An 18,106-nucleotide genomic window follows, 5' to 3' on the forward strand; every position below is an offset into this window, starting at 1 on the left:
AAGGTGCGGCAGAGCCAGTCTAATGAAGGTGTTCCCGCTGTCTAGCCTTTCATTGCATCAATCTTCTGCGGGTGTACTACGGATTTCGCAGGCATCAGCGTCTTGTTTCGAAGGATCAGGCCGCTCCGGTTCCGTTTCCGGCTCCGCGACCTCCTCCCCCAGCAGCCGCTCCGCGGCCCCCCGGTGCAGCGCCGCCGCGGTGGGATCGCCCAGGTGATCAAGGGTGTCGGCGAGCCTCAGCTGCAACGCCGCCTGGAGCCGTACGTCCTCCGCGCGCCGCGCCCACTCCACCGCTTCCTGGCAGGTGCGCAGCGATTCCTCGGGGCGGCCCGCGTACTCCTGGACCCGTGCCAGCTCGCTCAACGCCCGCGCGTGGGCGGCGACATCGCCCTCCTTGCGATATCCGGCGACCGCGGCCCGCCAGCCCCGCAGCGCCTCGCCGTAACGGCCCGCGTAGGTGTGCGCCGCGGCGATCCGGCCGTACAGCCGGGCGGCGTCCACCCGCTCGTCCCGGGCCAGCCGCTGGGCGAGGGCGCGGCCGAACCAGTCGGCGGCCCGGTCGTAGTCCCCGAGCTCCAGATGCGCGCCGCCTACGGATTCCATCGCGCGGCCGGTCGCATACGGGTCATTTGCCTGGCGCCCGGCGTCCAGCGCGGACCGGTAGCGGGCCAGCGCGTCGGCCGTGCGCCCGGTCTGCGCGTCCAGGTCCCCCAGGTTCAGCAGCGCCGCCGCCTTCTCCCGGGGCAGCTCCCGGCGCTCGGCCACGTCCAGGACCAGCCGGTGGATGCCGTACAGGTCGGGGGCGGCGGCCTGGGTGCCGAAGTGCGCGACCATCGCCCTGACCAGCTGGGACATCAGCCGCCTGGCGAGGGTGTCGAGCTCCCCGTCGGCGACCGCGAGGCGGGCCGAGGCCAGCAGGGCCGGCCGGCGGATGCGCAGCCAGTCCTCGGCGGCCCGGGGGCTGGGGAAGCGCAGGGAGCGGGGCATGCCCTGGAGCTTCTCCCGGGCCTCGGGGCTGTCGGTCTCGGTGATGGCGCGGCAGGACTGCAGCAGCCGCACCGTCCGCTCCAGCATCCGGGCGCGGGCCAGCTGGAGCTCGGCGGGGCGGTCCTGGGACTCGGCGAGGGACTTCAGCAACGGGTGCAGACAGGCCGGCACCTCGTACTGCGGGAGGGGGGACTCCACGGCGTGCAGCAGGCCGAGGGCGACGAAGTCGTCGAGGGTGGTGCGGGCGCCGCCCACCGAGCAGCCGGCGAGGGCGGAGGCGGTGTGCGGATCTACCAGGCCGGCCGGGGCGAGGGAGAGCAGTCGCAGTATCCGGGCGGCGGGGCTGGGCAGGGACCCGTAGGCGAGCCGGAAGACCCGGGCCAGGGGAGTTCCCTCGTCGCCCTCGGTACGCAGGTGCTTGGCGAGGTCGGCGACGGCGGCTTTCGGCCGGGCTGCGAGCCAGCCGCCGGCCAGCGTCAGCGCGGCGGGCTGGCCCTGGCACTCCTCGACGAGGCCCTCGGCGGCACGGGGGTCGACGGTGATGCGGACCGAGCCGGTGTGCCGGGTGAGCAGTTCCAGGGCGGACTTGGTGTCGAGGCCGCCCAGCGTGCAGGGGCGGACGTCGGAGATGCCGGTGAGCGGGCCGTCGGACACCGCGACGACCAGACACTCCGGGGTGTCCGGGAGCAGGGCGTCGACCTGGTCGGCGGTCACCGCGTCGTCGAGCAGGAGCAGCGCGCTGCGGTCGGCGAGGGCCTCGCGGAGCGCGGCCGTGAGGTCGTCCTCGGCGGCACCGGCCGGGGTCGGCCGGTCCAGGGCGGCGAGCAGCTCACGGGCGGCGCGCTCGACGGGGACGGGCGTTCCGTCGGGCTCGCTCAGGCGAGCCTTCAGCACCCCGTCGTAACGGTCCGCGACCTGGCGTACGAGCTCCTCGGCGAGGGCGGTGCGGCCCGAGCCGGGGCGGCCCGCGATGAGCAGCACACGCGCGCGGGGGGCCTTCTTGCCGGAGAGGGTGTCGAGGCCCGCCCGCTCGATGTCGGCGCGGAGTTCCTTCAACTCCCGTGTCCGGCCCAGGAACTGACCTTCGGCCGACAGCTGAACGCCGCTCGTGTCCACCGCCTGATCCGTCACGGGCCACACTCCCGTCCCACCGCACGCGCAAAGCCCGCCGGGACTCCGGTTCGGGCATTTTCAGAGCCTAGTTCACGCTCTGCAACGTTCCGGGAGGAGCGCGGCGGGCAGGTCGCTCGATCGGATCAGCCGATGGTCACACCAGCGGCGTTCAGGCCTCGAAGGGACGGGCCGGCCAGGGCGCGTCCGCGGGGCGCAGCGCGTCGAGCCCGTCGCCCTGCTGCGCCGCCACCAGCGAAAGCACGCCCACCACCAGGCAGTTGTTGTGCAGCTCGCCCGCGAGTACACCCCGTACGAGCTCGTCGAGGGGCACGCGCGCGTACTCCAGGTCGATCTCCTCGTGCTCCACCTCGAAGCGCTCGCCCTCGGCCTCCGACAGATCGCGGGCGAGGAAGATCCGTACGGCCTCGTCGCAGCCGCCGGCCGTGGTGTAGACGTCGGTCAGCACCCGCCAGTCCTCGGCCTTGACGTGCGCCTCCTCGTACAGCTCGCGCTGCGCCGCGTGCAGCGGGTTCTCGCCGGGGACGTCGAGCAGGCCGGCCGGGATCTCCCACAGCTTCTGGCGCACGGGGTGGCGGTACTGCTTGATCAGCAGGACCCGGCCCTCGTCGTCGAGGGCGAGCACGCCGACCGAGCCGGGGTGGACCTGGTAGTCACGGCGGACGACCTTGCCGTCGGGCATGACCACGTCGTCGGTGCGGACAGAGGTCTTGTTGCCCACGAAGGGGGTCTCGGTCGCCCGGATCTCCCACTCCTCCGGGGTGTCCTTGATCGTCATGCCCAGTCCTTCCGCACGTGCTCAAAGAGAAGCCGGGGCGCCGCCTTTTGAATGCGAACGCCCCGGCCACCGTACAACTGTTGTGTTACTTCGAGGTCTTCCGCTCGACCGCGGCCTTCACCAGCCCGGCGAACAGCGGGTGCGGGCGGGTCGGGCGCGAGCGCAGCTCCGGGTGCGCCTGCGTGGCGACCAGGTAGGGGTGGACGTCACGCGGGTACTCGACGTACTCGACGAGCTTGCCGTCCGGGGAGGTCCCGGAGAACAGGAGGCCCGCCTTCTTCTCCAGCTCCGCGCGGTAGGCGTTGTTCACCTCGTAGCGGTGGCGGTGCCGCTCCTCGATGTACTCCTTGCCGTCGTACACCTCGCGCACGATCGAGCCCTCGGCCAGCTTCGCCGGGTACATGCCGAGCCGCATGGTGCCGCCCATGTCGCCCTCACCGGCGACGATGTCGAGCTGCTCGGCCATGGTGGAGATGACCGGGTGGGCGGTGGCGGAGTCGAACTCGGTGGAGTTGGCGTCCGGGATGTCGGCCAGGTTGCGCGCGGCCTCGATCACGATGCACTGCAGGCCCAGGCAGAGGCCGAGCAGCGGGATCTTGTTCTCGCGGGCGTAGCGGATCGCGCCGACCTTGCCGAGCACACCGCGGTCGCCGAAGCCGCCCGGGATGCAGATGCCGTCGACGTCCGCGAGCTGCGCCGCGGCGCCGGCCGGGGTCTTGCAGTCGTCGGAGGTGACCCACTTGATCTTCACGCGGGCCCGGTTGGCGAAGCCGCCCGCGCGCAGCGCCTCGGTGACCGAGAGGTAGGCGTCGGGCAGGTCGATGTACTTGCCGACCAGGGCGAGGGTGATCTCGTGGTCGGGGTTGTGGACGCGGTCGAGCAGGTCGTCCCAGGTCGTCCAGTCCACGTCGCGGAACGGCAGGTCCAGCTTGCGGACGACATAGGCGTCCAGACCCTCGCCGTGCACGGTCTTCGGGATGTCGTAGATCGAGCGGGCGTCGGGGCAGGCGACCACGGCGGCCTCGTCGACGTCGCACATCAGCGAGATCTTCCGCTTGATCGCGGTCGGGACCTCGCGGTCGCAGCGCAGCACGATCGCGTCCGGCTGGATACCGATGTTCCGAAGGGCCGCAACCGAGTGCTGGGTCGGCTTCGTCTTCAGCTCACCCGAGGGGCCGATGTACGGCAGGAGCGAGATGTGGACCACGAAGACGTTGTCCCGGCCGACCTCGTGACGGACCTGGCGGACCGTCTCCAGGAAGGGCAGCGACTCGATGTCGCCGACCGTGCCGCCGACCTCCGTGATGACCACGTCGACCTCGTCGGTGGCCATACGGCGGATGCGGTGCTTGATCTCGTTGGTGATGTGCGGGATGACCTGCACGGTGTCACCGAGGTACTCGCCACGCCGCTCCTTGGCGATCACCGTGGAGTAGACCTGGCCTGTAGTGACGTTGGCGCTGCCGTCCAAGTCACGGTCGAGGAAGCGCTCGTAGTGTCCGATGTCCAGGTCGGTCTCGGCGCCGTCGTTGGTGACGAAGACCTCTCCGTGCTGGAAGGGGTTCATCGTGCCGGGGTCGACGTTCAGGTACGGGTCGAGCTTCTGCATGACGACGCGCAGACCCCGGGCCTTGAGCAGCATCCCCAGGCTGGAGGCCGTCAGGCCCTTGCCGAGAGAGGAGGCGACACCCCCGGTGACGAAGATGTGCTTGGTCGTCGTAGCTGTGCTCGAACGAAAAGAGGGCGTCGGCATGGCCAAGAGGGGGCTCCCGTGGTCGCGATCTGGGGTGCGGGGCGGCGCTGTGACCGGAGATTCCCGGCGTCGCCGTCGCTGCGGTCGGGGGTTTTGTCCACCACCGGTCCACGGGCTACCAGGGTATCAGCGCCTCGGGGGGATGGCTTCCGGCCACGCTCCGCGCACGCGTCGACACAGACGCTCACCCGTCACGGGTTTCTCACCGGCTGCTCACCCGTTCGGCCCACCCGCGTTGCCCGGAGCGGCACACAGATCATCTACGTGCGTCGTATCCTGCTCGGACATTCACTGCCGAGCGCGCCCGGCAACACGGCACCACCCCCCGCCCGTAAGCCCCGGAACAACGTGAGCTCGTCAGTTCGTTGAGAAGAGATCGTCGTTTTGCCCAGCGGCAGCGCGACTGCTTTGCTTCATCGCTCAACGACGCATTACAAACGACCCCTTGACCGCACTAGCGACAGCCCCCTTTTCCTCTGGGGGGTGACGTGGCCGTTCGACTGGAGTTGCACGTGGCCGGGCGCATCGAAGACTACGCACTCATCGGAGACATGCAGACCGCCGCCCTGGTCTGCCGGGACGGCACAGTGGACTGGCTGTGCCTGCCCCGCTTCGACTCGCATGCCATCTTCGCCGGTCTGCTGGGCACCGAGGAGCACGGCTTCTGGCGCCTGGGGCCCGCGCATGCCGCCGACGCCGAGCCGCCCACCGCGGCCCGGCGCAGCTACCGCGGCGACTCGCTGATCCTGGAGTCCGAGTGGGACACCCCGCGCGGCACGGTCCGGATCACCGACTTCATGCCGCCGCGTGACGGCGCGCCGCAGCTGATCCGGATCGTGGAGGGCGTCTCGGGCCGCGTCCCGATGCGCTCGGCCCTGCGGATGCGCTTCTCGTACGGGCGGGTCGTGCCGTGGGTGCACAAGCACGACGGCCGCACGGTCGCCGTCGCGGGCCCCGACTCGGTGTGGTTCGACACCGACTGCGAGACCTACGGCAAGTCGCTGACCACGTACTCGGACTTCACGGTCGCCCCGGGTGACCGGATCGCCTTCACCATCTCCTGGGAGCCCTCGCACAAGAACCCGCCGCCGCTGCCCGAGCCGGAGCAGTCCCTGGAGGCCACCGAGGACTTCTGGCGCGAATGGGTCGAGCACTGTACGTACCACGGCCCCTACCGCGAGGCCGTCGTCCGCTCCCTGATCACGCTGAAGGCGCTGACGTACGCCCCGACCGGCGGCATCGTCGCCGCTCCGACGACCTCGCTGCCCGAGGACATCGGCGGCGTCCGCAACTGGGACTACCGCTACACCTGGCTCCGCGACGCCGCGATCACGCTCTCCTCGCTGCTGCGCACCGGCTACCGCGAGGAGGCCCGCGCCTGGCGCGAGTGGCTGCTGCGGGCGGTCGCCGGCGACCCCGAGAACCTGCAGATCATGTACGGCATCGCGGGCGAGCGCGAGCTGGGCGAGGCCGAGCTGGACTGGCTGCCGGGCTACGAGAACTCCGCGCCGGTCCGGGTCGGCAACGGCGCCGCCCACCAGCTCCAGCTGGACGTGTACGGCGAGGTCACCGAGGCCCTGCACCTCGCGCACATGACGGGCCTGGCCCGCAACGACTACGCGTCCCTGCTCCAGCTCAAGCTCATCCGCTACCTGGAGGACCACTGGGACGAGCCGGACGAGGGCATCTGGGAGGTGCGCGGCCCGCGCCGCCACTTCGTGCACTCCAAGGTGATGGCCTGGGTCGCCGTCGACCGCACCATCAAGCTCATCGAGTCCGGCGACGCGGACGGCCCGCTGGAGCGCTGGCGCGAGCTGCGCGACGACATCCACCGGGACGTGTGCGAGAAGGGCTACGACAAGGAGCGCAACACCTTCACGCAGTCGTACGGCTCGAAGGAGCTGGACGCCTCCCTGCTGCTGATCCCGCAGATGGGCTTCCTGCCGCCGGACGACAAGCGGGTCATCGGCACCATCGAGGCGATCCAGCGCGAGCTGTCCACGCCGGACGGCTTCATCCTGCGCTACCCGACCGAAGGCGACAGCGAGGGCGTCGACGGCCTGCCCGGTGACGAGGGGGCGTTCCTGGCCTGCTCGTTCTGGATGGCGGACGACCTCGCGATGATCGGCCGCGTCGACGAGGCCCGCAAGCTGTTCGAGAAGCTCCTCGCCCTGCGCAACGACCTCGGGCTGCTCGCCGAGGAGTGGGACCCGCGCCTGAAGCGCCAGGTGGGCAACTTCCCGCAGGCCTTCAGCCACGTCCCGCTGATCGACACCGCCCTGCGGCTGACGGCGTCGGGGGCGTACGGGGGATGACTCCCGTCACGGGCGTGCCGCGCTGCCTGCCGAGGCGCGGCACGCCACGGCCCGACCAGGGTTTCGCTGGACCGATCGCAGGCCGGGCGCGGACCCTGATCGGGTGTCCACGAACCCTTCACCGCCCTGGCGCGTACGCCCCGGCGCTCGTACCTGGCGCTGTGCGCCCGCGCCCGCCGGGGTGCGCGCCTTCCACTCCGCGCTCCCCGGCTACGCACCCACACCCCTGACCGAACTCCCACCCCTGGCCGCCGAGTTGGCGGTCGGGCGGGTCTTCGTCAAGGACGAGTCGAGCCGCCTCGGGCTGCCCGCGTTCAAGGCGCTGGGCGCGTTCTGGGCCGTCCACCGCGTCCTCGCCGAGCGGGAGCCGGGTCCCGTGACCCTGCTCACGGCCACCGACGGCAACCACGGCCGCGCGGTGGCCCGGGCGGCCCGCCTTGCCGGACAGGGCGCCCACGTCTTCGTGCCGCGCGGGGTGCCCGCGCCGGCGGTGGCGGCCATCGCCGCCGAGGGGGCGAGGGTCACCGAGGTGCCGGGGCCGTACGACGAGGCCGTACGGCGCGCGGCCGAGGCGGCCGGCCGGCCCGACTCGGTTCTGGTGCAGGACACCGCCTGGCCCGGCTACGAGGAGATCCCCGGCTGGATCGTGGAGGGCTACGCCACGCTCTGCGCCGAGATCGACGAGCAGCTGGCAGGGACCGGCCCCGACCTCGTCTGCGTCCCGGTGGGGGTGGGCTCGCTCGCCCAGGCCGTCGTCACCCACTACCGCAGCCGCCCCGCCGGACGGGCCCCCGCGCTGCTGTCGGTGGAGCCGGAGACCGCGGCCTGCGTCCTGGCGAGCCTCGCCGCGGGCACGCCCGTCAGCGTCACGACCGGCGACACCGTCATGGCCGGCCTGAACTGCGGTACGCCCTCCAGCCTCGCCTGGCCCTACCTGTACGGCGGACTCGACGCCGCCGTCGCCGTCCCGGACGCGGCGGCTGTCCGCGCGGCCGCCGACCTCGCCGGCCTCGGTGTCTCCTCGGGGCCCTGCGGGGCGGCCCCGCTCGCCGGGCTGCGGGCGGTGCTGACCGGCGCGGGTGCGGAGGAGCGCCGCAGGGCGCTGGGGCTGGACGCGGCGTCCGTGGTCGTGCTGCTGAGCACCGAGGGCGCACCCGCGTGCTGACACGGCCCGCCCTCGCCGACTTCTGTTCCTGAACGTTTCTGACCATTCGGGAACGTCCCCCCTGCCTGACAGGCCCAAAGCCCCCACCCCGCCTACGCTGGAACCATCTGCCCCTGCACGAAAGGGGGCGCCCCATGGCCTCCCCATCAAAGGCCGGCACGGCTCTCGCCGCGCTGCGCGAGGAACTGGTCGGCGACGTGTTCGCCCCGGGGGACGCGGGCTACGACGAGGCCCGTACCGTCTTCAACGCGATGATCGACCGGCGTCCGGCGGTGATCGCCCAGTGCGTCGACGAAGCCGACGTCGTACGGGCGGTGCGCTTCGGCCGTGACCTGGACCTGCCGATCGCGGTGCGCGGCGGCGGGCACAGCGTGGCGGGCATGGCGCTGAACGAGGGCGGTCTGGTGATCGACCTGCGCCACATGCGGGCGGTCACCGTCGACCCCACGGCACAGGCGGTACGGATCGCGGGTGGCGCCACGATGAGCGACCTGGACCGGACCTGTCAGCCGTACGGTCTGGCCACCACCGGCGGCCGGGCCTCGACGACCGGAGTCGGCGGGTTCGTGCTCGGTGGCGGCACCGGCTGGCTGGACCGCTGCTGCGGGCTCGCCGTCGACAACCTCCTCGGCGTCGACCTGGTCACCGCCGACGGCCGTCGCGTGCACGCGAGCGCCGAGGACGAGCCGGAGCTGTTCTGGGGGCTGCACGGAGGAGGCGGCAACTTCGGCATCGCGACCGCGCTCACCCTGAGGCTGCACGAGCTGCCCGAGTTCGCCATCGCACTCCTGCTGTTCCTCCCGGAGTACGGCCCCGAGGTCGCCCGCACCTACCGCGACATCATCGCCACCGCCCCGAACGAGGCGAGCGGCGGCGTCATCTATCTCACCGGCCCGCCCGAGGAGTTCGTGCCGCCGCACCTGGTCGGCACGCTGCTGTGCGGTGCGCTGCTGACGTACGCCGGGTCCGAGGCGGACATGCGCAAGGTCGCCGAGCCGCTGCTGGCGCTGCCGCACGAGACGGAGGTCGTCGGGGCGATGCCGTACGCGGACGTCCAGTGCATGCTCGACGATCCGCCGGGGATGCGGAACTACTGGTCGGCGGAGTATCTGAGGGAGGCGCCGGACGCGTTCCTGGACGTCTACTGCGCGCGGGCGGCGTCCATGCCGGTGCCCACCGGCACCATCCATGTCCTGTTCCCGCAGGGCGGGGCGATCGCCGACGGGCCGAGCGAGTACCCGGTGCCGTACCGGGACGCCCCATGGGCCGTCCATCCCTTCGCGATGTGGGAGGACCCGGCGGACGACGAGCGGGTGATCCAGTGGGTCAGGGACGTCCGTGAGGACGCCCGGCCGTGGAGCACCGGCGCGGTCTACCTCAACTTCATCGGCGACGAGGGCGAAGACCGGGTCGTGGCCGGGGTCGGCGCCGAGAACACCGACCGGCTGGCAGCCCTCAAACGGCGGTACGACCCGGACAACGTCTTCCGCTTCAACCACAACATCAGCCCTGCGTGAGCGGCGGCGGGTCAGCGCAGCACGGCCAGCACCTCCTTCGCGGCCCGCTCGCCCTCGGTCGCACCGCCTTCCATGAGCCCCTGGAAGTCGTAGGAGCAGTGCTCGCCGCCGATGTGGATGTTGCCCTGCGCCACCCCCTCGTACCCCGCGTACCGGTGCAGATAGCCCACCGGCCAGTACGAGTAGGCGCCCAGCGCGTACGGGTTGAGATGCCACGCCGACAGCTGGGCCCGGCCCGTCCAGGCGGCCGACGTGCCCGGGAAGAACGCGTCGATGTCCGCGAGGTACTTCGAGGCCAGCCTGGTGACGTAGGGGTCGCTCTCGTACGAGAACGGCCCCGCCGGCGTCAGTGACCTGGCGAGGCTGCCGCCGCCGTACTGCAACAGGATGCCGCCCGTCCCGGACTGGACCTTGGTGGTGTCCCAGGTCTGCTGGACCCGGCCGTCCGTGAAGCAGTCGCCCGCGGAGACGCCGGGCCAGGGGCCGGTGCCGCGCCAAGGTCTGCTGGAGAACTGCATGTTGAGCTTGGTGCAGTACCCCATCCGGGCGTCCCGCAGCAGGTTGGTCATGCGGGTGTCGAACCCGGCTCTGGTGAGATCGAGTTGCTTGAGGACGGGGAGCGGCACGCACAGGATCGTGTGGTCGGCCGTGACCGTGCGGACGGCTCCCGCCTCCGTGAAGGTGAGGGTCTGGGTGCCGTCGGTGTTGGCCTTGACCGCGGTGAGCGACCAGCCCCGCCGGATGGTGCCGTCGGGCAGGAAGTCGGCGATGGCGTGCGGTAGTTGATCGTTGCCGCCGACGATGTGGTAGCGCTCGTTGGACAGGCCCCAGACGTTGAAGTTGCCGGGATTGGTCTGGTAGCCCATGAGCAGGACGAGCGCGAGTGAGGACTGGTCGGTGGTGTCGGCGCCGTACTCGACGTTGTAGGCGACGTCGAAGAACCGGCCGAGCGGTGAGTCGTGGCCGCCGGGGACCCGGGACTCGATCCAGTCGTACAGGGACAGGTTGTCGAGGGCGGTGCCGGCCTGGGTGGTCTGGTTCCAGAAGACCTCGCCGGATGCCTGGAGGTCCTTGTGGAGGGCCTGGTAGACGCCCTTGAAGTCCTCGTCGGCCTGCGCGCGCGGGTAGTACTCGCCGTTGAACCACAGGACTTCCTCGGCCCCGTTGGGCCCGCCGCCGAGGAAGTCCTCGACGGGCAGGGCGAATCGGCGGCACAGCTCCAGCATCTTCTTGTGGCTGGTGTCGATCAGCTCGCCGCCGATCTCCGAGGTCTGGCCCCAGGACCAGTGGTCGCGCTGGGTGTACATCCGGCCGCCGACCCGGTCGGGGTTGGCCTCGTAGACCGTGCAGCCGTAGCCCGCGTCGGCGAGCGTGAGCGCGGCGGTCAGCCCTGCGATCCCCGCACCGACGACGGCGATCCGCGGTGCGGAGGCGGCGGTGGCTCGGGGGGCGACGGCCGCCGTCACGGCCGTGGCACCGAGGGCGCTCTTCAGGACCGTACGGCGCCGCACCCGCGCCTCCGCCACGGGCACGCCGAGCCGCTCGGCGGCGGCATGGTCGGCGAAGAGGGAACGCAGGACGTGCATCGAAAGGGTTCGGGACACGACGTACACGCTCCTCAGACGTTGACGGGGGTTTCCTCGGTGCGCTCGGCCGCGTCCTCCAGGACGATCCGGCCGATGATCTCGTAGCGCTCCGGCTTCCTGGCCCTCAGGTAGAAGCCGAGACCGAGGCCGCCGAAGAAGACCAGGCCCACGATCCACGGGATGGCCTTGAAGAAGAGCGAGTCGGCCGCCGTACCGGCCGCGGTGTCCAGGTTCGTCACCAGCAGGACGACCACCGCGATCATGCCGACGCCGCCGAGGAGCGGGGCGGTGAGGGTGCGGAACCAGTGGCGGTCCTCGGGGTGGTGCTTGCGGAAGTAGCCGATGACCGCGAAGGAGCACAGGGTCTGCACGATCAGGATGGCCATCGTGCCGAGGATCGCGAGCAGCGTGTAGAGGTGGATGTAGGGGTCCTGGCCGGTCAGCCAGAAGGCCGCCACGAGCGCGACCGCGATGACCGACTGCACGAAGGAGGCGAGGTACGGCGATCCGTGCCTGGCGTGGGTGCGGCCGAGGGCGGGGTGCAGGAAACCTTCGCGGCCGATGGCGTACAGGTAGCGGGCCGCGCACTGGTGGAAGGCCATCCCGCAGGCGAACGACCCGGTGATCAGCAGCCATTGGAAGGCGTCGACGGCCCAGGCGCCGATGAAGGAGTGCGCCGGGTCGAAGAACAGGTCGAGGGGGCTGGTCCCGGAGGAGATCTTCACCGAGCCCTCGAGTCCGTTGCCCGCGATGGTCATCCAGGAGACGTAGATGTAGAAGAGGCCGACGCCGACGACGGAGATGAGGGTCGCGCGCGGGATGACGCGCTTGGGGTCCTTGCTCTCCTCGCCGTACATCGCGGTCGACTCGAAGCCGACCCACGACCAGAACGCGAAGAACAGGCCGAGCCCGGCGGAGGGGCCGGTGAAGGCGTTCTTCGGGTTGACCGGCTCCATCGGGATGCCGTCGGGGCCGCCGCCGTGCAGGAGTACGGCGGTGGCGACGGCGAAGAGGACGGCGATCTCGGCGATCAGCATCACGCCGAGGGCCTTCGCGGTCAGGTTGATGTCGAAGTACGCCAGCACGGCCGTGACCAGCAGCATCGCCGCCGCGTAGACGATCCAGGGCAGATCGACGCCCAGCTGGTCGGCGACCGTGGTCTTCGCGAAGTAGGAGAAGACGCCGACGATCGACGCCTCGAAGACGACGTACGCCAGCACGGCGAGCATCCCCGAGGCCATGCCCGCGATCCGGCCCAGGCCGTGCGAGATGTAGCCGTAGAAGGCGCCGGCGGCGGTGATCCGCCGGGCCATGGCGACGTATCCGACCGAGAAGACGGTCAGGACCAAGGTCGCGAAGAGATAGCCCGCCGGCGCGCCCGTGCCGTTGCCGAAGCCGACCGCGATCGGCAGGTTGCCGGTCATCGCGGTGATCGGCGCGGCGGTCGCCACCGCCATGAAGACGACGCCCACGAGACCTACGGAATTCGCCTTGAGCCGATGCACCTCCCGCGTGGGTGTTGCTGCCTCTCGCGTGGGTCTCTCTGCCATTCCCGCCCCTCTCAACGCGCTTGCGCAACGAAATCCGAAGGTGAAATACGCCCTGCCTTTCGGATGCGTCAGTGTGGCGGCGGAGTGACGCATGCCACAAGCGACACGCGGTCGTGCAATCGGGCCGGGGACGCGACGGATTGTCGTGTACAGGGCTCCGGTGATCGCTGCCGTAACCGTCCGGAGATGTCGTCGAAGCATGCGCGCGGGTAGCGTCCGGCTCATGGACAGCAGATTCGACAGCCAGGGCGCCGGCATCACCGTTCAACGGGCGCTGGAGCTGCCCGGCCTGCGCAGCGGCCTGCCCGAGATCCTCGCGGGCGCCGACCGGCTGCAGCGGTCCGTGCGCTGGGTGCACGCGGGCGAGGTCCCCAACATCGCCTCCCTCCTCAAAGGCGGCGAACTGCTGCTGACCACGGGATACGGCCTCGGTACCCGCCCGGCCGAACAGCGGGCGTTCGTCCGCACCCTCGCCGAGCGCGGCATCGCGGCCCTCGTCATCGAACTCGGCCCCCGCTTCGCCCGCCTGCCCGCGGCCCTCGTCGACACGGCCCGCGCGACCGGCCTTCCGCTCGTCCAGCTCCACCGCGAGGTGCCGTTCGTGACCGTCACGGAGGAGATCCACACCGAGATCGTCAACGGCCACTACGCCCTGCTCCAGCGGGCGGAGGAGGTCCACCGCCGATGTACGGAGGCCCTGTTGGGCGGCGGCGGGGTGCCCCAGGTCCTCGGCATCCTCGCCGACTTCAGCGACAACCCGGTCTTCCTGGAGACGACCGACGGCCAGCTCCTGTACGCGGCCGGCGCCGGGCCCGAGGGCGCGGACCCGCTCCAGGTGTGGGAGGGGCTGCGCGGCCAGCACAAGGACACCCCGCCGACCGGGTCCGTGCTGGTCGACGTGCCCGGCGGCGGGCCCGGCACCGGGTCGGTACGGGCCCGCCTGGTCCTGCTCCCGGTCCGCGCTCCCCTCGTCCCCGTGCACCGGATGGCGGCCGAGCGGGCGGCGGGCATCCTCGCCGTCGTGCTGATGCAGGCCCGCCAGGAGGAAGAACTGGCCGCGCGGGGCCGCGGCGACTTCCTGACCGACCTCGCGGAGGGCCGGATCACCGCGGAGGACGCGCCCGCGCAGGCCCGCGTGCTGGGCTTCAAGCCGGGGAGCAGCCCGCTGCTGCCGGTGGTGATGCGCCTCGGCGACACGCTGTCCCCGGGCGGCGGCTGGGCGGTCCTGGCGAGGGCGGTCTCGGAAGAGCTGGCCTCGGTGGGGGTCCCGGTCCTGCTGGGCGTACGACCCCTCGAAGGCCGCGTGCTGGTGCTGCTGGGCCTGCGTTCGGAGTCGGAGCGGTCGGCGGTCGCGGACCGGGTCGCGGCGGCGCTGCGGGCCGGGGTGGAACGGGCCGGGATGCAGCGGCCCGGAGCCCAGCTCCCGGTCGTGGTGGCCGGCGTCGCGGGCGGCTGGGCGGCGGCCTCGGCGGGGCTGCGGCACGCGGCCGAGACGGCGACTGCGGCCCAAGGTCTGTCGGACCGCCCTTGGTACGACGCCCGGCGCCTCGACATCGACCTGCTGCTGTGGCGGCTGCGCGACCATCCGGACCTCGCGGCCTTCGTCGACCGCGCGATCGGTCCGGTACGGGACCACGACACCCGCTCCAAGCCGCCGCTGCTGCCCACCCTGGAGACCTATCTCGCCCACGCCGGCCGCAAGGCGGAGACGGCCCGCGAGCTCCATCTCAACCGCCAGACGCTCTACAACCGCCTCGCGCGGATCGGCGAGTTGCTGGGCACGGACCTCGACGACCCGCAGACGGTACTGGCGTTGAGCCTCGCGCTGCGGGCACGCCGGCACGTGCCCTAGATCAACGGGCGCGGCTGGGTCAACTCGTCGTAGACACTGAGCACTTGCGCGACGGTCTCGTCCTCCGTCGGCCAGGTGGCTGCCTGCCGTACGCCCTTCTCCCGCAGCTCCTCGCACCGCGCGGGATCGCCGAGCAGCCGTACGACGGCATCCGCGAGCGCCTGGGCGTCCCCGTACGGCACGAGTTCGGCGGCGTCGCCGACGAGTTCGGGCATGCTGCCGACGTCGGTCGCGACGAGCGGCACGCGCGCGTGCAGGGCCTCCTGGGCCAGCAGGGAACGCGACTCCCAACTGCTCGACAGCAGTGCGAGGTCGGCGGCGGCGAGCAGGTCCGCAACGTCGTCGCGCCGTCCGATCAGGCGGACCGGCAGCTCCTCCTCCTCGATCCGGCTCTGCAACTCGGCCCGCAGGGGCCCCTCTCCGGCGATCACGACGAGCGGCAGGGGGTCGAGCGCCCGCCATGCGCGCGAGGCGTCCAGCAGTGTGTCGTACCCGCGATGCCGGTCCAGCGAGCCGACGGCCATCAGCAACGGCCGTCCGATGGCGCCGAGTTCGGCCCGCACCTTCGGCCGCAGCCGCTCGGGGTCCTCCAGCCGGACGGTACGGCGAGGCCCGGGCAGGGCGACGGCGGCGAGCCGCGCGTCCCGGGCGCCGGTGGTGCGGGCCCGGTCCACGAGGGCGGAGGTGGCCCCCAGCACCACGGCGGCGGCCTTCACGACCCGCCGCTCCAACAGCCGCACGAGATGGGCCCGCGCGCCCTCGGCACGCGCTCGGTCGTGCCAGGTCACGACGAGCGGAGTGCGCCGCCCGCTGAGCGCGAGGACGGCACGGAAGGAGGCGTGCAGTCCGTGCGCGTGCACCAGATCGGCGTCGGCGCAGGCGGCCCGCAACGCGGCGACGGACCCCGGGTCGCTGCTCCTGGGCACATGCACGTGCTCGGCACCGGCCCCCGTGAAGTCGTAGATGCGATCCGCCTCGGCAGGGGCGCACACGGTGACCTTCACGCCCCTCGCGACGAGCCCGGAGGCCAGGGACCGCACATGCGCGCTGCTACCGGCGTTGCCGCCGCCGAGCACCTGCACGGTGCGCAACGGCGACTGACCGTGCGGTGAGTGGCTGCTCGCGGGGCTCACGTGGCCGGGGCTCCTGGTTCGGCGTCGGGCGGTCACGAGGAAACGTACAGAAGGTATCGAGCGGAGGGGTGAACCGCGCGCTTCCTACGCGTACTACGTGCTCCCCCAAGGATGCCAGCACGTACGGGTGTTCCGGGAACGCCGACGGTGTGCGGATTCGGGGTGGAGGCAGGTCGGGTCACTCACACGAGTGAAAACCCCCCGAACCCACCCCACGGCCCGCAACCGCGACCCCATTGCCCCCGCACACGGCGCGCGCGACCCCGGTGACGCCGTCCCGCACACGGCGCGCGCGACCCCGGTGACCCTGTCCCCGCACACGGCATCTGCGACAACGGCGGCGGCGTGCGCGACCAGCCCCACCCGCCCGTTCCCCACGGCGACCGCCACACCCAGGACCGCACCCAGCGCATGCGCCCCCGTATCACCGAGCATCGACCACTCCCCGAGGTCGCCCGGCAGAACGGCAGCGGTCCCGTTCATGGGCCCGCGGAGCGGGCCGGAGGCGGGCGACTGCGGAGCAGGTGAGACGGGTGGGCGGGGGGAGCACGCCGCGGCGCGGCGGAGCACAGACCGCGGAGCGGTCAAAGCCGGCGCGACAGCCCTACGCGTCCGCCCGCGCCGCCGCCAACAGCTCCTCCGCGTGGGCCCGGGCCGTCTCCGAGTCCTCCTGGCCTGCCAGCATCCGGGACAACTCCCGTACCCGTTCCTCTCCTTCGAGCACCTTCACACCGGACCGCGTGACGGACCCGTCGTTGGTCTTCTCGACCAGCAGTTGCCGGTCGGCGAACGCGGCGACCTGCGGCAGGTGCGTGACGACGACGACCTGCGCCGACTTGGCCAGCTTCGCCAGCCGACGCCCGATCTCGACCGCCGCCTTGCCGCCGACACCGGCGTCGACCTCGTCGAAGAGATACGTCGGCACCGGATCGGTCCCCGCGAACACGACCTCGACGGCCAGCATCACGCGCGAGAGCTCACCGCCGGAGGCGCCCTTGGCGATGGGCCGCGGCGGAGCACCGGGGTGCGGCGCGAGCAGCAGCTCGACCTCGTCCGCACCGGACGGCCCGTACGCGACGGTCCGCCCGCCGACCTCGACACCGTCCGGGTCCTCGGTCTGCCGGATGTCGAAGGACACGCGCGCGTGCGGCATGGCCAGCGAAGCCAGCTCGGCGGTCACGGCGGCCGCGAACCGCGAGGCCGCCTCCGCCCGCGCGTCGCTCAACGCCTGCGCCAGTCCACCCAGTTCGGCCCGCAGCGCGTCCCGCTCGTCGGTGAGCTCCCCGATCCGCTCGTCGTCCCCGTCCAGCTCGGTGAGGCGCGCGGCCCCCTGCTCGGCCCAGGACAGAACCGCGGCGACATTCTCGCCGTACTTCCGCGTCAGCGCCGTGAGAGCGGCCCTGCGCTCCTCGACCGCCGCCAGCCGCAGCGGATCGGCGTCGAGATCGTCGGCGTACCCCGCCAGCTCCCCGGCGACGTCCCCCAGCAGGATCCCGACCTCGCCGATCCGGTCGGCGAGCGCGGCCAGGGCGGGGTCGTAGGACCGTACGGCGTCCAGAGCCCGCTGCGCGCCCGCCACCAGCGTCGCGGCGTCGATGCCCTCGGGGTCCTCGGGATTCCCGGCGAGGGCCGCGTGTGCGGCCGTGGCGGCGGACGACAGCGCCTCGGCGTGCCCGAGCCGCTCGGCCTCCTCGGCCAGCTCGACGTCCTCCCCCGCGCGCGGCTCGACCCCGGCGATCTCGTCGAGGCCGTAGCGCAGCATGTCGGCCTCCTGGGCCCGTTCACGCGCGCGTGTGGTGATCTCGTCGAGCTCGGCGGAGACGGCCCGCAGCCGCCGGTAGGCCTCGCCGTACTTGGCGAGCGGCACGGCGACGGCGTCCCCGGCGTACCGGTCGAGCGCCTGCCGCTGCCGGGACAGCTTCAGCAGCCCCTGCTGATCGGTCTGCCCGTGCACGGCGACCAGTTCGTCGGCGAGCTCGGCGAGCACGCCCACGGGCACGCTCCGCCCGCCCAGGTGCGCCCGGGAGCGCCCTTCGGCGGAAACGGTACGGCTGATCAGCAGCGCCCCGTCGTCGAGCTCGGCCCCGGCCTCTTCGGCGCGTACGACGGCCGTGGCGCCCGCGGGGACGGTGATCCGCCCCTCCACGACCGCCTTGTCGGCCCCGATCCGCACGAGCGCCGGGTCCGCCCGCCCACCGAGCAGCAGCCCCAGGCTGGTGACCACCATGGTCTTGCCCGCACCCGTCTCACCGGTGACAGCGGTGAACCCGGGCGACAGCTCGACGACGGCATCGTCGATGACTCCGAGCGACCGTATCCGCATCTCTTCCAGCACGGTG

At 72.1% G+C, this 18,106-nt stretch carries 11 protein-coding genes and 1 pseudogene; 4 read left to right on the forward strand and 8 right to left on the reverse strand.

Features of this window, described 5'->3' with window-relative positions; all coding sequences use genetic code 11:
* Positions 1–57: 57 nt before the first annotated feature.
* From ACFUO4_RS43175 to ACFUO4_RS43185, 3 genes are all read right to left on the reverse strand, one after another.
* Entirely contained in the window at positions 58–2,118 is a 2,061-nt protein-coding gene (locus ACFUO4_RS43175; RefSeq protein WP_383496086.1) for a tetratricopeptide repeat protein, read from the reverse strand.
* Between the two features lie 151 nt (positions 2,119–2,269).
* Entirely contained in the window at positions 2,270–2,896 is a 627-nt protein-coding gene (locus ACFUO4_RS43180) for an NUDIX domain-containing protein (protein ID WP_383496089.1), read from the reverse strand.
* 85 nt (positions 2,897–2,981) lie between these two features.
* Positions 2,982–4,649, reverse strand: a complete 1,668-nt coding sequence (locus tag ACFUO4_RS43185) for a CTP synthase (protein WP_079310589.1) — start codon at positions 4,647–4,649, stop codon at positions 2,982–2,984.
* A 512-nt stretch (positions 4,650–5,161) separates the two neighbouring features.
* On the opposite strand from ACFUO4_RS43185, the gene ACFUO4_RS43190 reads away from it, so the two are divergent.
* From ACFUO4_RS43190 to ACFUO4_RS43200, 3 genes are all read left to right on the forward strand, one after another.
* Positions 5,162–6,964 carry a glycoside hydrolase family 15 protein gene (locus ACFUO4_RS43190; protein ID WP_383496137.1) on the forward strand — a complete coding sequence of 601 codons (1,803 nt, stop codon included), beginning with the start codon at positions 5,162–5,164 and terminating at the stop codon, positions 6,962–6,964.
* 103 nt (positions 6,965–7,067) lie between these two features.
* Entirely contained in the window at positions 7,068–8,129 is a 1,062-nt protein-coding gene (locus tag ACFUO4_RS43195) for a pyridoxal-phosphate dependent enzyme (protein ID WP_383496093.1), read from the forward strand.
* Positions 8,130–8,263: 134 nt separating this feature from the next.
* Positions 8,264–9,646: an FAD-binding protein gene (locus ACFUO4_RS43200; RefSeq protein ID WP_383496096.1), complete on the forward strand. Its 1,383-nt coding sequence runs from the start codon at positions 8,264–8,266 to the stop codon at positions 9,644–9,646.
* 11 nt (positions 9,647–9,657) lie between these two features.
* Here ACFUO4_RS43200 and ACFUO4_RS43205 read toward each other — a convergent pair whose 3' ends face one another.
* Together ACFUO4_RS43205 and ACFUO4_RS43210 are read right to left on the reverse strand one after the other, a co-directional pair.
* The gene (locus ACFUO4_RS43205; protein ID WP_383496099.1) at positions 9,658–11,250 is read right to left on the reverse strand and encodes an FAD-dependent oxidoreductase; all 1,593 of its coding nucleotides are present in this window, start codon (positions 11,248–11,250) and stop codon (positions 9,658–9,660) included.
* 14 nt (positions 11,251–11,264) lie between these two features.
* The gene (locus ACFUO4_RS43210; RefSeq protein ID WP_383496102.1) at positions 11,265–12,782 is read right to left on the reverse strand and encodes an APC family permease; all 1,518 of its coding nucleotides are present in this window, start codon (positions 12,780–12,782) and stop codon (positions 11,265–11,267) included.
* Positions 12,783–13,005: 223 nt separating this feature from the next.
* Here ACFUO4_RS43210 and ACFUO4_RS43215 point away from each other — a divergent pair, with 223 nt between their 5' ends.
* Positions 13,006–14,634: a PucR family transcriptional regulator gene (locus tag ACFUO4_RS43215; protein WP_383496105.1), complete on the forward strand. Its 1,629-nt coding sequence runs from the start codon at positions 13,006–13,008 to the stop codon at positions 14,632–14,634.
* Here the strand turns inward: ACFUO4_RS43215 and ACFUO4_RS43220 are convergent.
* From ACFUO4_RS43220 to recN, 3 genes and pseudogenes are all read right to left on the reverse strand, one after another.
* On the reverse strand, positions 14,631–15,767 hold the full coding sequence (locus tag ACFUO4_RS43220; RefSeq protein WP_079312607.1) for a glycosyltransferase family 4 protein: 1,137 nt from the start codon (positions 15,765–15,767) through the stop codon (positions 14,631–14,633). The genes ACFUO4_RS43215 and ACFUO4_RS43220 overlap by 4 nt on opposite strands.
* Positions 15,768–16,052: 285 nt before the next feature.
* Positions 16,053–16,250 (reverse strand): annotated as a pseudogene (locus ACFUO4_RS43225) (hypothetical protein); the annotation flags it as partial.
* 121 nt (positions 16,251–16,371) lie between these two features.
* Entirely contained in the window at positions 16,372–18,090 is a 1,719-nt protein-coding gene (recN, locus tag ACFUO4_RS43230) for a DNA repair protein RecN (RefSeq protein WP_079312619.1), read from the reverse strand.
* Between the last annotated feature and the right edge of the window lie 16 nt (positions 18,091–18,106).

The organism is Streptomyces sp. NPDC057280 (assembly GCF_042668605.1).
Classification (GTDB): Bacteria; Actinomycetota; Actinomycetes; order Streptomycetales; family Streptomycetaceae; genus Streptomyces.

Coding starts and splice junctions, on each gene's coding strand:
- ACFUO4_RS43180 (WP_383496089.1), bottom strand. CDS start 2,896: ATGACGATCAAGGACACCCCGGAGGAGTGGGAGATCCGGGCGACCGAG.
- ACFUO4_RS43185 (WP_079310589.1), bottom strand. CDS start 4,649: ATGCCGACGCCCTCTTTTCGTTCGAGCACAGCTACGACGACCAAGCAC.
- ACFUO4_RS43200 (WP_383496096.1), top strand. CDS start 8,264: ATGGCCTCCCCATCAAAGGCCGGCACGGCTCTCGCCGCGCTGCGCGAG.
- ACFUO4_RS43210 (WP_383496102.1), bottom strand. CDS start 12,782: ATGGCAGAGAGACCCACGCGAGAGGCAGCAACACCCACGCGGGAGGTG.
- ACFUO4_RS43215 (WP_383496105.1), top strand. CDS start 13,006: ATGGACAGCAGATTCGACAGCCAGGGCGCCGGCATCACCGTTCAACGG.
- recN (WP_079312619.1), bottom strand. CDS start 18,090: ATGCGGATACGGTCGCTCGGAGTCATCGACGATGCCGTCGTCGAGCTG.